Raw genomic sequence first — 15,600 nt, 5'->3', positions numbered from 1 at the left:
TAAAAGGTCACAGATTAATGGAAACGCTGCTAACTGGCAGCACTATCCAGCAGTGGAACAAACTACTATGTTAATTAAAAACGATTATAAGCCACGCATGCTTACCCGCGAAGTGCAGCAGGTAAAACCTGTGACCACGAACGGAAGAATAGTATTGGTGCTGGGTGCTCTGGCTGTGGCCTTCGCCATGCTGATCGGACGCGGTGTGTATTTACAGACTGAAAAACACGAATTTTTAAAAGAACAAGGCGACCAGAGATTTGTGCGTACTCTGCCATTGGTGGCCACACGCGGCACAATTACTGACCGTAATGGCGCAGCACTGGCTATCAGTGCGCCGGCTGATTCTTTGTATGCAGTGCCTTCAGCCATGGAGCAGATGCCGACCGATGCGCAACTACAGCAATTGTCAGCTTTGATAGATGTGCCATTGGCAACGATCAAAAGCCGTCTCAGCCGTAATAAAGACTTTATCTATCTGAAACGTCAGCTGCCACCAGAAGTTGCCGAAAAAGTTGCTGCGCTTAATATAAAAGGCCTGGCATTTCAACATGAAAGTAAGCGTCATTATCCTATGGGGCCGATTTTTTCCCATATTATTGGTTTCACTAATATTGACGGCAAAGGACAGGAAGGCTTGGAGCTGTCCCGCGAAAGTGTTCTGCACGGTGTAGACGGTGCTAAAGTGGTATTACGCGATAACAAAGGCAACATAGTTGACAGTCTGGATTCACCACGTAACCAGCCGCCCAGAAATGGTACCAATATGGTACTGTCCGTTGATCAGCGTATTCAGTCTATTGCTTATGAGTCTTTAAATAAAGCAATGCAATTCCATCAAGCTTCAGCAGGTTCGGTAGTGGTACTGGATGGTAAAACAGGGGAAATTCTTGCACTGGTAAATTCACCGGGATATGACCCTAATAATCCTGGAGCCACAGAGAGTGATGCCCGCCGTAACCGTGCGGTAACCGATATGATTGAGCCGGGTAGTGCGATGAAACCGTTTACCATTGCTAAAGGGCTGGATAGCGGTAAAATCAGACCTAGCAGCGGTTTCAATACTCTACCGTATAAAATTGGTCCGGCCACAGTGCGGGATACACATAATTACCCTTACCTAGATGTCCGCGGCATTATTCAGAAGTCGTCTAATGTAGGTACAAGTAAAATTTCTGCTATGTTTACGCCGGAAGAAATGTACAACATGTATACTTCTATCGGTTTTGGCCATCGCATGCATTCTGGTTTTCCCGGTGAAACACCAGGGGTCGTGCGCGACTGGCATAGCTGGCGCCCTATTGAGCAGGCAACCATGTCTTTTGGATACGGCATTCAGATGAGTTTGCTCCAGTTGGCACGTGCATACACCATATTTACTAATGATGGTGTACTATTGCCGGTAAGTTTTCTGAAACTGGACAAAGCACCGCAGGGTGAGCGCATCATCCAGCCGAAAACGGCGCAGGAAGTACGGCATATGATGATTGCCGTTACCCAACCAGGTGGTACCGGCCTGCAAGGTGCGATTGATGGCTATGATGTTGCAGCTAAAACTGGTACTGCACGTATGCTTGTTGATGGTCATTACTCAGATTCCAAGCACATGGCTACATTCATTGGTTTTGCACCGGCAGACAATCCGCGAGTAATTGTAGCAGTGAATATCCAGAATCCTACTGCCAATGGCTATTATGGTGGTCCGGTTTCCGGTCCGGTATTCCATGATGTGATGGTCGGCACATTGAATGTGCTTGGTGTTTCACCTACAAGACCAGTTAAGACAAGTGTGCATACTGAAAAACATTAATCTTCAGACAATCTGTGTCATCACAGATTGTCTTCTGTTTATAACTGATAAAAATATTTGAAACGGCAGTATTATGTTTTCCCTGAAAAAGCCTTTGCCTGAGTATCATTTAGCGGCTGAAACACACGCTATAGTTGCAGGTAGAAACTTGCGTGCGGACAGTCGACAGGTTCAGCCAGGCGATGTGTTTGTGGCCTGTCAGGGAGAGTATTCCGATGGTCGCGATTTTATTCAGTCTGCTATCGATAATGGGGCAGAATTTGTTTTCTGGGACGATGATGGCCATTTTCAGTGGCAGGAAAGCTGGAAAGTAAAAAATGAGCCGGTAGCAAATTTACACCAGCGTGCCGGTCTGGTAGCAGCTGCCTGCTATGATAATCCGGGCAGCAAACTAACTATCTGGGGGGTGACCGGTACCAATGGTAAAACCTCGGTATCACAATGGCTGGCGCAGGCATCAGATATTCTGGGTAAGAAATGTGCCATTATGGGTACGGTAGGCAATGGGTATTGGCAGCAGCTACATGATACTGTCAATACCACCATGGACGCGGTAACCAATCAGACTTGGTTACGCCGCTTTGTTCAAGAAAATGCCGCTGCAGTGGCCATGGAAGTATCCAGTCATGGCTTGGATCAAGATCGTGTAGTGGGTGTGCCTTTTACCAGCGCAGTCTTTACTAATCTAACCCGTGATCATCTTGATTATCATCATAGCATGCAGAATTACGGTGCTTGTAAAACTTCACTTTTCTACTGGCAGGGTCTAAAACACGCCATTATTAATATTGATGATGAATTCGGCTTTCAGTTATGGCAGCAACTGCATCGTGATTGTTCGCAGCTAACTGTACTGTCTTATGGTTTTCATGCACAAGCTGATATTCACATCTCTCACTTTCAGGCCTCAGCTAATGGTATGCAAGTACAATTATGCACCCCATGGGGAGAAGGTATTGTGCATACCCATTTACTCGGGCGTTTCAATGCACAGAATCTGGCAGCATGTGTCGGAGTATTGTGTGCCAACGGTTTTACTTTTGCAGATGTACTGGCGGTCTGGCCGCATATTCGGCCAGCTACCGGACGCATGGATTGCTTGATGGGCGATAAACAGCCATTAGTAGTGGTGGATTATGCACATACGCCAGATGCGTTGGAAAAGGCGTTGGCTACCTTACAAGAAATTAAACCGGCAGGTTCACATTTATGGTGTGTATTCGGCTGTGGCGGCGACCGTGACGCAGGTAAAAGACCACTAATGGGCGCGGCTGCAGCAGCAGGAGCAGATTATGTGGTGGTAACCAGTGATAATCCGCGTACTGAGAATCCAGAGGCGATTATCAATGATATTTTACCGGCAGTGGCTGAACCGGCTTTGGTGGAAATCGACCGCTGCAAGGCAATTGATTATGCAGTAAAGCATGCTGCCATAGGCGATATTGTACTGATTGCTGGTAAGGGGCATGAAACCTATCAGGATATCGGTGGCCACAAGCATCATTTTTCTGATTTTGAAGTAGCGCAGGCAGCCTTACAGCAACGTGGCTGCTGAAATGCATATATAGAAATAACATGTCGAATTTAGATCTAAATTTTATTTATCAGACTTTTGGACAGGTATTACCAAGCCATAACCAGCCGGTAAATAGGGTGATTATCGATAGCCGCCTGATTCAGCAGGGTGATGTGTTTGTGGCCATTCAGGGAGAACATTTTGATGGCCATGATTTTATTGATGAAGTGCTGGCAAAAGGAGCAGCGTTGTGCATTGTCAGCTGCTCTGACTGGAAGACTAATGCACGTTGTTTAGTGGTTGCCGATACACAACAGGCTTTAGGCCAGCTGGCTCATGCATGGCGTATGGTTGTTAATCCGCAATTGCAGGTTTTCGGTGTGACTGGTTCGGCTGGCAAAACTACTGTAAAGGAAATGCTGGCTACTATTCTGCGTTGCCACGCGGGTAAAGATGCGATTTTGGCAACTGCTGGTAATTTTAATAACCACATAGGGTTGCCATTAACATTGCTGCAATTAAAACCGCAGCATCGCTACGCCGTAATTGAGATGGGCATGAATCATGCCGGCGAACTGAGTTATTTAACTGGTTTGGCGCGTCCAGATTTTGCTCTGGTTAATAATGCTTTGCGTGCTCACATTGGCTGCGGTTTTGCAGATGTGGCCGATATTGCATGTGCTAAAAGTGAAATCTACCAAGGTTTAAATGCTGATGGAATTGGCTTTGTTCCAACTGATGACGGACAGTCTGAGGTTTATATCAAAGCTTTGCATGGTAAAAGATGTGTCCGCTTTGGTACAAAGCTGGGTGATGTGCATGCTGAAAATATTGTTTTGCAGCCATTAGGCATTGCTTTTGACCTGCACAGCCTGCAAGTTGAGACTCATATAAATATACCCGTGCCCGGATTGCATATGGTACACAATGCTGTAGCTGCCTGCGCGATGGCGCTGGCAGCTGGTTTACCTTTGTCAGCTTTGCATGGACTGAATGCATTTCAAAATGCCAAAGGCCGCTTGCAGCAGAAGCACAGTTTGAATGGTGCGCTGGTTATTGATGACACTTATAATGCCAATCCTGATGCATTCAAGGCTGCGATTGATGTACTGGCGGCTTTTCCGGCACCACGGGTCATTGTTATGGGTGCCATCGGTGAGCTTGGCAATAATGCTCCTGCTTTGCATGCTGAAGTTGGTGCCTACATGCGTGAACGAGGTATTGAGGCTGCGTTTTTTATCGGTGATAACAGCCAATATGCTGCCGAAGCTTATGGCGCTAAAGAAGCGTTTTATCAGGACAGAAACCGGCTTATTGAGGATTTACGCGCCTGGGATCAGCAAACGGCGACTATTCTGGTGAAAGGTTCACGTTTTATGCACATGGAAGATGTGGTTGCGGCTTTAACGCAAGAATAAAATGCGGTAACCATTGATTGCCGGTTTGATTGTTTGATGCTTTCGTTACCGGTTTAGGTTGTCGGAACAATTATTTCCGTCAGCAGTGATTATTTGATTAACCGTCATGGCCTGAGCTGTGGCAAGGAAAAACAACCATGCTTTTGTGGTTAGCTGAACTTTTTCATTATTGGATAAGTGGTTTTCATTTATTTCAATACACTACTTTCCGTGCTGTAATGGCTGCGCTTACGTCTATGGGACTAAGTCTTGCATTTGGGCCATGGATGATCCGCAAATTAACTCAACTCAAGGTCGGACAGGCCGTTCGAGATGATGGACCCAAAACCCATCTAATTAAAAGCGGTACTCCCACAATGGGCGGAACGCTGATTTTATTGGCAATTACGGTTACAACATTATTATGGGCCAATCTGGCTAATCCTTATATTTGGGTGCTGTTGCTAGTAATGCTCAGTACCGGAGCGCTGGGCTTTTATGATGACTGGAAAAAGGTCGTTTACAAAGACCCGCATGGTGTATCGGCCAAATTCAAGATGATATGGCAATCTACCGTAGCGCTAATTGCTGGAGTGGTGCTGTTTTATGCTGCGCATTTAAGTTCAACAACTACGTTTATTGTGCCGTTTTTCAAGGAAATTGCTTATCCTTTAGGTGGTATAGGCTTTGTGGTGCTGACTTACTTTGTGATTGTTGGCACATCCAATGCGGTTAATTTGACGGATGGTTTGGATGGGTTGGCGGCTTTTCCAGTAGTGCTGGTGGCTGCGGGCTTGTCTATTTTTGCCTATGTGAGTGGACATGCAGAATTTGCACATTATTTGCAGTTGCCTCATGTGCCCGGCGCCAATGAAGTCATGATATTTGGTGCAGCCATTTGTGGTTCGTGTCTGGGTTTCCTATGGTTTAATGCTTATCCAGCACAGGTATTTATGGGAGATGTCGGTGCATTGGCTCTGGGTGCCGCCTTGGGTACGATAGCGGTGATAGTGCGTCAGGAAATTGTGCTGGTGATTATGGGCGGCTTATTTGTTGTAGAAGCTTTGTCAGTGATGCTACAGGTAGGTTCATATAAATTACGGCGTAAACGTATTTTTCTGATGGCACCGATTCACCATCATTTTGAGCAGAAAGGCTGGAAAGAGACGCAGGTAGTAGTACGTTTCTGGATTATCACCATGATTTTGGTGCTGGTGGGACTTTCTTCTCTGAAAATACGGTAATGGCCTTAAAATATTAGTTTCAGGCCTTGAATGTGTAACTGAAAAATAAATGTAGGACTAAGCCATGACTGACTGGCGTGATAAAAAAGTTTTGGTTGCAGGGTTGGGACGTACCGGTGTTTCAATGCTGGCATTTTTGACTCAAGCTGGCGCTAAAGTGGCCGCATATGATATGCAGTTGGATGAAGCAACGCGTCAGTCAGTTCTCAATCATTATCAGGTTGACATTCATACGGGTGAATTGGCGGCAGTGTTGAATCAGCATCATTTTGATGTGCTGGCGTTAAGCCCAGGTATAAGTCAACGTGATGCAGCAATTGTTGCTTTTAAACGTGCTGGTGGACAAGTAGTTGGTGATGTAGCTATTTTAGCTGAACTACTGGCTGGTAGCGGTAGCAAAGTAATTGCAATTACCGGATCAAATGGCAAAACCACTACCACCAGTCTGGTAGGATTTTTATGTGAAAAGTGTGGTCTGGATACCGTTGTTGCAGGCAATATAGGCACACCGGTTCTTGAAGCTTATCTAGCACGCGACGGTAAAACCGCCGATGTGTGGGTGCTGGAACTTTCCAGTTTTCAGCTGGAAACCACTCCGTGTCTCAATGCCACTGTGGCTACAGTGCTGAATGTGTCTGAAGATCATTTGAATCGCTATGATGATTTACTTGATTATGCACACAGTAAAGACCGGATTTTTCGTGGTCATGCCATTCAGGTATTGAATGCTGATGACACATTCTGTTGTGCCATGCTGCGCCACGAACATAATATGAAATGGTTTTCTTTACAAAAAAATACCGACTACTGGCTGAATCAAGGTGTTCTCTCTGCTGGTAATGAAGCTTTACTATCCTTTGATGCACTACCTCTGCAAGGCAAACATAACGCTGCCAATGTGCTGGCTGCGTTTGCTTTATGTGAAGCCATAGGTTTATCGCGAGCGCAACTGCTGGGCCATGTTGGTGATTTCAAGGGGTTGCCGCATCGGGTTGAAAAGGTGGCTGAAGTCAATGGTGTCACATTTATTGATGATTCAAAAGGAACCAATGTCGGTGCAACTTGTGCAGCACTGTTTGGGCTGGATAAACCAATCGTGTTGATAGCGGGCGGACAAGGGAAGGGACAGGATTTTTCGCCGTTGCAAACAGCTTTACGTGATAAGGCTCGGGCAGTTCTGCTGATTGGCGTAGATGCACAGCAGCTAGGATCTGTTCTGGATGGAGAAAATTATCCGGTAGAATATTGTGATGATTTACCTCAGGCTACTCAGCGTGCCTTTGCACTGGCTAAAGCGGGTGATATCGTGCTACTGAGTCCGGCATGTGCCAGTTATGATATGTTTAAAGGATATGCGCACCGTAGTGAAGTATTTATTGCCAGTGTGCGACAGTTGCAGGGTAGCCAAGCATGATTACCGAATCACGTTTGCTCGACCGTAAATTATTACGCCGCGGCGATACATTCGACCAGTCACTGCTGTGGATGGTGGTGCTGATGGCCAGTTTTAGCCTGATTATGGTCTATTCGGCTTCTATTGCTTATGCAAGACATGATGGCGGCAGTACTTATTTTTATCTAGTACGTCAGGCAGTTTTTCTGCTGTGCGGCGGGCTGCTTGGTTGTATTGCCGCGCGTATTCCACTACGTACATGGAAAAAACTTACACCACTAGTATTACTGCTCAGTATTCTGTTGTTGATATTGGTACTAGTGATGGGGCGTGAAATTAACGGTGCCCGCCGCTGGATTAATGTAGGTATGGTCAATATTCAGCCTACAGAAGTGTTCAAGCTGGCTATTATTCTGTATCTGTCTAGTTTCTTTACCCGCCGAGCAGAAATATTAAAAGAATTTAAAAAGGTTTGGTTTGCTGGTATTCCGGTCGGTCTTGGTCTTGGGCTGATTATGCTGGAGCCCGATTTTGGATCATTTGTTGTGGTATCCGTTATTGCTGTCGGCCTGCTGTTTCTGGCTGGTTTACCTTTTCGTTGGTTTATGGCGGTTGTTGGTTTCGGTTTGCTGGCCATGATTTTGCTGGTACTGTTTGAACCTTACCGTATGGCGCGCGTGGCCGGTTTTCTTGACCCGTGGGCTGATCCGCTTGGTAAAGGCTATCAGTTGACCCATTCATTAATGGCCATCGGTCGTGGTGGCTGGTTTGGCGTCGGGCTTGGCGCCAGTTTGGAAAAACGTTTTTATTTACCTGAAGCTCATACCGACTTTATTCTCGCGGTAATTGGAGAAGAATTCGGTTTTGCTGGTATTCTGGTACTAATGTTTTGTTATATTTGGTTAGTGATCAGAGCTTTTTCAATTGGCAAGCAGGCACGTGATCTAGAGCTGTTTTATGGTTCATTTGTTGCCAAAGGTATTGGTATTTGGTTGGGTATCCAGAGCTTTTTTAATATTGGTGTCAATATTGGACTTCTACCAACTAAAGGCTTAACTTTGCCTTTGCTTTCCTATGGTGGTTCTGCGGTGATGATTATTCTTATTTGCGTGGGCTTGCTATTACGAGTTGATTATGAAAACCGACGGGTCATGCGTGGTTTTAAAGTTTAATTTATCCTCAAACATAATGAGTAAAGCGGATATTCAATGAATGTAAAAACCTTTATGGTTATGGCAGGCGGTACAGGCGGGCATATATTTCCTGCACTTGCTGTTGCTCAGGAGTTGCAGGCGCAGGGACACCGTATCGTCTGGCTAGGTAGTGAAGGTGCAATGGAAACGCGTCTGGTACCACAATACAACATTCCGTTGGAAACTCTCTCTATTAAAGGCATTCGCGGTAACGGAATTAAGAGAAAATTACTGTTGCCGTTTACTTTAGTAAAAACCATTGCTGCCGCACGGAGAATTATCCGTAGGTACAATGTTGATGCGGTTATCGGTTTTGGGGGATTTGTCTCTTTTCCCGGCGGCATCGCTGCCAGATTATGTGGCTTGCCGTTGATTGTACATGAGCAAAATGCTATTGCCGGTTTATCTAATAAAGTGCTGTCTCATTTTGCTAGTCAGGTAATGTATGCATTCCCGCAGGTTTTTACCAACCAAAACGGGCTGGTGGGTAATCCTGTTCGAGCAGATATTGCATCATTAACCCCACCAGCACAACGCTTTGCTGGTAGGCAGGGCGTGCTGAATATTTTGGTGGTGGGCGGTAGTCTGGGAGCCGATATATTAAATAAAGTTGTCCCACAGGCTATGGCTTTATTGCCGGAATCGCAGCGTCCGAATCTGCTGCATCAGTCTGGTCGCAATAAATTGGCACAGTTACAGCATCAATATGCTGAGTGTGGTGTTAAAGCAGAATGTGTGGAATTTATCACCGATATGGTTTCTGCATACCGTGAAGCTGATCTAGTGATATGCCGTGCTGGTGCACTGACTATAGCTGAACTAACCGCTGCTGGCTTAGGCGCGATTTTGGTGCCTTATCCGCATGCTGTTGACGACCATCAGACTGCTAATGCACAGTATATGGTTAAGGATGGCGCGGCCGTGCTAATGCCTCAAACTAGCCTAAATGCTCAGTCCCTGCAAACAGTACTGGCTGATTTATCACGCGAACAATGTTTGCAGATGGCAGAGAAAGCTCGGGCATTGGCTCAGCCGGATAGTGCGGCTAAGGTCGCAGCGGCGGCAGTGGCTAGTGTGCTTTGAACAATGATTAAAGAATGGCCGGAAGATGTTGTATAGCCTGAGCCGGCCGGAAAAGTAAATATAGTATGAAAGAAAATATGAAAGACCGGATCCGTCACATACATTTTGTGGGTATCGGCGGTACGGGTATGTGCGGTATTGCTGAAGTTTTACATAATGAAGGCTATCAGATTAGTGGTTCTGATTTAGCTGATAATGCCGCTACTCAACATTTGCGTGCTATCGGCGTGCAGATTAGCTGTGGTCACAGTGCAGATAATATTTGTGGTGCTGATGTGGTTGTGACCTCAACCGCGGTAAAGAAAGACAATCCGGAAGTGGTGGCTGCACTGGAACAAAAAATTCCGGTTATCCCTCGTGCCATGATGTTGGCTGAAATCATGCGTTTTGGACGGGGTATTGCGATTGCCGGTACACATGGAAAAACGACAACTACCAGCCTAACTGCTTCTGTGCTCGCCGCTGCCGGACTGGATCCGACTTTCGTTATCGGCGGACGCTTAACTGCTGCCGGCAGCAATGCCAAGCTGGGTAAAGGGGAATATATTGTTGCTGAAGCTGATGAATCCGACGCATCTTTTCTATATCTGACTCCTCTATTCACAGTTGTGACCAATATAGATACTGATCACATGGATACTTATGACCATGATGTTGAAAAACTGCATCAGGCCTTTGTTGACTTTGTGCATCGAATGCCATTTTACGGCAAAGCCTTCTTATGTATTGACAGTGAACATGTGCGTCAGATATTGCCGCTTATTCAGAAACCCTTTGTTACTTACGGACTGGATGACAGTGCCGATTTATATGCTAGCAATATAGAAGCCTGCGGTGCGCAGATGCGTTTTGATGTTCATACGCGCAAAAAAGGTATTAATCCATTTAGTGTAACGGTCAATATGCCGGGACAGCATAATGTTTTAAATGCACTTGCTGTAATCGGTGTGGCACTGGAAATCGGTGTTTCTGTTTCCGCAATACAGATTGGGCTAGAAAGCTTTGCCGGTGTTGGTCGCCGTTTTCAGCAATACGGTGATATTTCTTTGCCGGATGGCGGTAAAGCATTACTTATTGATGATTATGGACATCATCCGGTGGAAATGTCTGCTACTATTGCTGCGGCGCGTGGTGCCTATCCAGACCGCCGGCTGGTAGTGGCTTTTCAGCCGCATCGCTATACCCGAACCCGTGACCTTTTTGAAGATTTTGTACAGGTACTGACTAAAGCTGATGGCGTAGTGTTAACGGAAGTATACGCAGCAGGTGAGGATCCAATTGTGGCCGCAGACAGTAAAGCATTAATGCGAGCTATTCGGGTTTTAGGCAAAGTTGAACCGATTTATGTAGCAAACGTGGATGAAATGGCACCCACTTTATTAAATGTGTTGCAAGATGGTGATGTTTTGCTCAATATGGGTGCTGGTAGTATCAATAAAGTACCAGCCATGATTACAGAAATGGCCGCAGCTATTTAGGTATGGCAATCTATATCGTGTGCAAAAATAGTAATAATTGAAAGAAATACAGGAAAAAATAAAGTAATGAATAATTTTGGTAAAGTCGCCGTACTGATGGGTGGCTTCTCCAGTGAACGTGAGGTGTCACTGGCCAGTGGCGCGGCAATTTTAACAGCGCTCAAAAGCCGAGGTGTGGATGCACATGCTTTTGACCCAGCTGAGCGACCCTTGTCTGACTTGGTCAGTGAAAAGTTTAAACATGCTTTCAATATTTTGCATGGTTCCTTTGGGGAAGACGGTGTGGTGCAAGGCGCACTAGAAGCCTTGGGTATACCTTATACGGGTTGCGGCGTAGCTGCTAGTGCTATAGGTATGGACAAATTTCGCAGCCGTCTTATCTGGCAGGGTGTTGGTTTACCCTGTGTCCCCTTTATTGTATTACATGACGATAGTGATTTTGCTGATGTAGAAGCAAAACTGGGTTTGCCTCTGTTTGTTAAACCGGCAGCCGAAGGCAGTAGTGTAGGTGTGATGAAAATCAGACAGACGGGTGAACTGGCTAAGGCTTATCAGGAGCTTAAACAATATCACGGTGAAATTCTGGCAGAACGTGCTATTGAGGGTGGAGAATATACCTGTGCTATTTTGGGTGAGAAGGTGTTGCCCAGTATACGTATTCTTCCGGCAACTGACTTTTATGATTATGAGGCCAAATACCACCGTGATGATACCGTTTATTTGTGTCCCGCAGATCTGACACCCCCAGATGAGCAGCACATGCGGGATCTGACAGCCCGAGCATTTAAAGCTCTGGGGGGTCGCGGCTGGGGAAGAGTAGATTTTCTCCGTGATGCAGACGGAACGATTTATATTCTGGAAGTCAATACTGTGCCAGGCATGACAGGTCACAGTCTGGTGCCTAAAGCGGCACGTGAAATTGGCTTGAGTTTTGAAGATTTGTGTGTTGAAATTTTAAGTCATGCGACTTTGGGATAATGCGCAGGCCTTAAAACGGCTTTATCGCTGGTTATATGTTTGTGTATTGTTCTGTCTGCTTGGTGCAGGCGGAACGTGGCTGGTTCACTCACCTTACTTTCCGGTACGGCAAATAAAAGTGTTACAGCCGTTGAAAAATTTGCAGTCTTCCGAAATTGAAGAAATCAGTAAGCAGTATTTGCGTGGTAATATTTTTACCGTGAATGTTAGTGCTGCACAGGCGGCTTTAGCTAAACTGCCATGGGTCGCCAAAGTTCAGGTAAAGCGGATATGGCCTGATACTGTACAGCTGGAGATTAAAGAGCGGGTACCTGTGGCACGTTGGAATGCTCAGCAACTGGTGGACAACGATGGACAAATATTTACTGCAACCAGTCAGCAACAGTTGCCATTATTTACTGGAACCAACAGTTCCGCTCGCTACATGACTGTACATTTGCTAACATTCGAAAGTTTGCTACAACCAACCGGCTTGCATATTCAGCAATTACAGCTGAGTGACCGTTCTGCCTGGCAGTTGAAACTGACTAATGGTATGACACTGCGACTGGGGCGGGAAAAAGTACAGCAGCGTCTGTCGCATTTTGTCTGGGCATGGCCTCAGGTATTGCACAATCAGGCCGCTGCTATTGACTATGTGGATTTGCGTTATCCAGATGGTTTTGCAATACGTTATAAAAACAAAGCTGTATCAGCTTCTGCTGACGTTAATCTTTCAGAAGATGCTGCAACAATGGATCAGCAGGAAGCACAGTTGGATTGATCCGGACAGACCGATTGATAATTTGAATTTAAAGTGATGACCATGGTTAAAGGTAAAAAATACATCAGTGCGTTGGATATCGGCACGTCAAAAGTAATCGCCCTGATTGGTGAAGTACAGGAAGACAACCAAATCCACATTGTTGGTCTGGGACAAGCGCCATCTCGCGGTTTGAAGGCAGGGATGGTGACCAATATCGAAACCACAGCACAGGCTATCAAGCAGGCCATGGAAGAAGCACAGATGATGGCTGATGTACCGGTAGAAAGCGTTACCACCGGCATTGCGGGCAATCATATCCGTAGTTTCAATTCGCAGGGTGTGGTAAAAATCAAGGATGGTGAAGTTAGTCAGGCCGATATCGACCGTGCGATTGAAACCGCTAAAGCAGTGAATATTCCGCCTGACCACGATATTCTGCATACAGTGGTACAGGAATTTATTATTGATAATCAGCCCGGTGTACGCGAACCGATCGGTATGAGCGGCGTGCGTCTGGATACACGCATTCACATTATCACTGGTGCAGTCACTGCCATGCAGAATATTCAGAAATGCGTCAATCGTTGCGGTTTGCAAATCAGCAAAATGATTCTTCAGCCGTTGGCGAGCGGACAAGCGGTGTTGACTGAAGATGAAAAGGATCTTGGCGTCTGTGTAATTGATATCGGCGGAGGTACCACTGATATTGCTGTTTACACCAACGGAGCTATCCGGCATACAGCTGTCATTCCTGTTGCGGGAGACTTGATTACCAAGGATTTGGCTCAGGCATTACGCACACCGCACAGTGCTGCTGAATACATCAAAATCAACCATGGCGTAGCGCTGGCTACAATGGATGGACTGGATGACATGATTGAAGTGCCCAGCGTTGGAGATCGCAATCCACGTCAGATTTCACGCCGGACATTGGCCAGTGTTATTGGTCCGCGTGTGGAAGAAATTCTGGAGCTGACATTAAACGAATTACGTCGTTCTGGCTTTCCGGAAGATGTGCTCACGTCCGGTGTGGTTTTAACTGGTGGTGCGTCATTATTACCCGGCATGGTAGAGCTGGCTGAAGATGTATTCAATCTGCCTGCGCGTATTGGCGTTCCACAGGAAATGGGCGGTGTATCCGAGCGGATTCGCAACCCGCGTTATGCCACCGCAATTGGCCTATTGCAGGCAGCATGTGAAGATGACAGTAAAAATGACCTGCCTGTTGCCACTGCTGCCGAACCGAAAGAGTCATGGCTTTCCAAATTACAAGCTTGGTTTAAAAACAATTTTTAACTTATCCAACACAATAAATGACAGAACTTTTGCGCATTGTGTATAACTGTCGATATAATGATAGTTATACAAGGGTTTAAAATGATTATGCGCATGTTTTGTCAGGAGACATAAATGCAATTGGTATATGATGTTGTGGAGACAGTAGTCGGTGCTGCCGTTATCAAAGTCATTGGTATTGGCGGTGGTGGCTGTAATGCTATTAACAATATGGTTGAAAATGCGGTTGCCGGTATTGAGTTTATCAGTGCTAATACTGACGCACAGTCTTTACAAAACAGTAAAGCCTCAAAACGCATTCAACTGGGTAACAATCTAACCCGGGGTCTCGGAGCTGGCGCTGATCCAGAAATTGGTCGTAATGCAGCCATGGAAGACCGTGAAGCATTGTCAGATGCTATCCGCGGTGCCAACATGTTGTTTATCACTACTGGTATGGGTGGCGGTACTGGTACAGGCGCAGCACCTGTTGTGGCTGAGCTGGCCAAGGAAATGGGTATTCTGACCGTTGCAGTGGTGACCCGCCCGTTTGAATATGAAGGTAAGCGTATTCAGGTGGCGAACAACGGCATAGAAATTCTGAAAAATACCGTTGATTCCCTGATTGTGATTCCGAATGATAAACTGATGTCAGCATTGGGCGAAGATGTCAGCATGCGTGAAGCGTTCCGTGCCGCAGATAATGTATTACGCAATGCGGTGGCTGGTATTGCTGAGGTTATTACCAATCCGGGTATCATCAATCTTGACTTTGCTGATGTGAAAAACGTTATGAGCATCATGGGTATGGCAATGATGGGTTCAGGCAGTGCTCATGGTGTTGATCGTGCCCGTATTGCTACTGAGCAGGCTATTGCCAGCCCGCTGCTTGATGACGTGACACTGGATGGTGCGCAGGGAGTGCTGGTAAACATTACTACTGCTCCAGGTTGTCTGAAAATGTCAGAATATAAAGAAATCATGAGCATGATTGATGAATATGCTCATGACGAAGCTGCGTTGAAATATGGCACTTCTGAAGATGCCAGCATGGAAGAAGGCGAAATACGCGTTACCATTATTGCTACTGGATTACAAGAACAGAAAGTTTTGCATCATCAGCAGCAAAGCAATCTGCGTGTTTTGCAAACGGTACAGGCTACTGGTACCGAAGATGCCTATCCGGATATTGGTAGCGTTGTACGCTCTGGCCGCAGTGCACGTAGTATGAATCTGGCTGCTGCTGATTTTTCTAATCAGTCCGTTCTGGATGATTTTGAAATTCCGGCTGTGATTCGTCGACAGGCAGATTAATATTTATAAAAATATTAAAGCTGTCCAGAATGAAATTCTGGACGGCTTTTTGTTTTCTTGAATTCAAAGAAACGCTATTTTTGATTCTAGCTAAATAAACCGAAAAAATTTATTGCGAAAATGTTTTTGATCGCAGACATAATTTGTAGGGTGTGATCTAAAACTACGAAACAA

General features: G+C 45.8%; 12 protein-coding genes. All 12 read left to right on the top strand.

The genetic code is table 11. The features are described from left to right. Positions 1-67: 67 nt before the first annotated feature. The 12 genes from J3U75_RS03945 to ftsZ all read left to right on the top strand — a co-directional run bounded on the left by J3U75_RS03945 (position 68) and on the right by ftsZ (position 15,426). Positions 68-1,810, top strand: a complete 1,743-nt coding sequence (locus J3U75_RS03945) for a peptidoglycan D,D-transpeptidase FtsI family protein (protein ID WP_267390631.1) — start codon at positions 68-70, stop codon at positions 1,808-1,810. A 73-nt stretch (positions 1,811-1,883) separates the two neighbouring features. Next, positions 1,884-3,365: a UDP-N-acetylmuramoyl-L-alanyl-D-glutamate--2,6-diaminopimelate ligase gene (locus tag J3U75_RS03940; protein ID WP_267390630.1), complete on the top strand. Its 1,482-nt coding sequence runs from the start codon at positions 1,884-1,886 to the stop codon at positions 3,363-3,365. 20 nt (positions 3,366-3,385) lie between these two features. Continuing rightward, positions 3,386-4,744: a UDP-N-acetylmuramoyl-tripeptide--D-alanyl-D-alanine ligase gene (locus J3U75_RS03935; RefSeq protein WP_267390629.1), complete on the top strand. Its 1,359-nt coding sequence runs from the start codon at positions 3,386-3,388 to the stop codon at positions 4,742-4,744. Positions 4,745-4,881: 137 nt separating this feature from the next. Further along, on the top strand, positions 4,882-5,967 hold the full coding sequence (gene mraY / locus J3U75_RS03930) for a phospho-N-acetylmuramoyl-pentapeptide-transferase (protein WP_100140389.1): 1,086 nt from the start codon (positions 4,882-4,884) through the stop codon (positions 5,965-5,967). 64 nt (positions 5,968-6,031) lie between these two features. Then, positions 6,032-7,381, top strand: a complete 1,350-nt coding sequence (murD, locus tag J3U75_RS03925; RefSeq protein WP_267390628.1) for a UDP-N-acetylmuramoyl-L-alanine--D-glutamate ligase — start codon at positions 6,032-6,034, stop codon at positions 7,379-7,381. Next, entirely contained in the window at positions 7,378-8,532 is a 1,155-nt protein-coding gene (gene ftsW / locus J3U75_RS03920; protein WP_267390627.1) for a putative lipid II flippase FtsW, read from the top strand. Before murD ends, ftsW begins: the two co-directional genes overlap by 4 nt. A 36-nt stretch (positions 8,533-8,568) precedes the next feature. After that, on the top strand, positions 8,569-9,636 hold the full coding sequence (gene murG / locus J3U75_RS03915) for an undecaprenyldiphospho-muramoylpentapeptide beta-N-acetylglucosaminyltransferase (RefSeq protein ID WP_267390626.1): 1,068 nt from the start codon (positions 8,569-8,571) through the stop codon (positions 9,634-9,636). A gap of 77 nt (positions 9,637-9,713) precedes the next feature. Continuing rightward, on the top strand, positions 9,714-11,114 hold the full coding sequence (gene murC, locus J3U75_RS03910) for a UDP-N-acetylmuramate--L-alanine ligase (RefSeq protein WP_267390625.1): 1,401 nt from the start codon (positions 9,714-9,716) through the stop codon (positions 11,112-11,114). Between the two features lie 66 nt (positions 11,115-11,180). Further along, positions 11,181-12,092 carry a D-alanine--D-alanine ligase gene (locus J3U75_RS03905; RefSeq protein ID WP_267390624.1) on the top strand — a complete coding sequence of 304 codons (912 nt, stop codon included), beginning with the start codon at positions 11,181-11,183 and terminating at the stop codon, positions 12,090-12,092. After that, positions 12,076-12,855: a cell division protein FtsQ/DivIB gene (locus J3U75_RS03900; protein ID WP_267390623.1), complete on the top strand. Its 780-nt coding sequence runs from the start codon at positions 12,076-12,078 to the stop codon at positions 12,853-12,855. Before J3U75_RS03905 ends, J3U75_RS03900 begins: the two co-directional genes overlap by 17 nt. 42 nt (positions 12,856-12,897) lie before the next feature. After that, positions 12,898-14,133 carry a cell division protein FtsA gene (ftsA, locus tag J3U75_RS03895; protein ID WP_267390622.1) on the top strand — a complete coding sequence of 412 codons (1,236 nt, stop codon included), beginning with the start codon at positions 12,898-12,900 and terminating at the stop codon, positions 14,131-14,133. Between the two features lie 114 nt (positions 14,134-14,247). Continuing rightward, positions 14,248-15,426, top strand: a complete 1,179-nt coding sequence (gene ftsZ / locus J3U75_RS03890; protein ID WP_267390621.1) for a cell division protein FtsZ — start codon at positions 14,248-14,250, stop codon at positions 15,424-15,426. Positions 15,427-15,600 lie beyond the last annotated feature (174 nt).

Source organism: Snodgrassella sp. B3088 (assembly GCF_026535815.1).
Lineage (GTDB): Bacteria > Pseudomonadota > Gammaproteobacteria > Burkholderiales > Neisseriaceae > Snodgrassella > Snodgrassella alvi_E.
The sequence above is the reverse complement of the archived record's forward strand: the minus strand, read 5'-3'. Positions and strand labels throughout refer to the sequence as shown.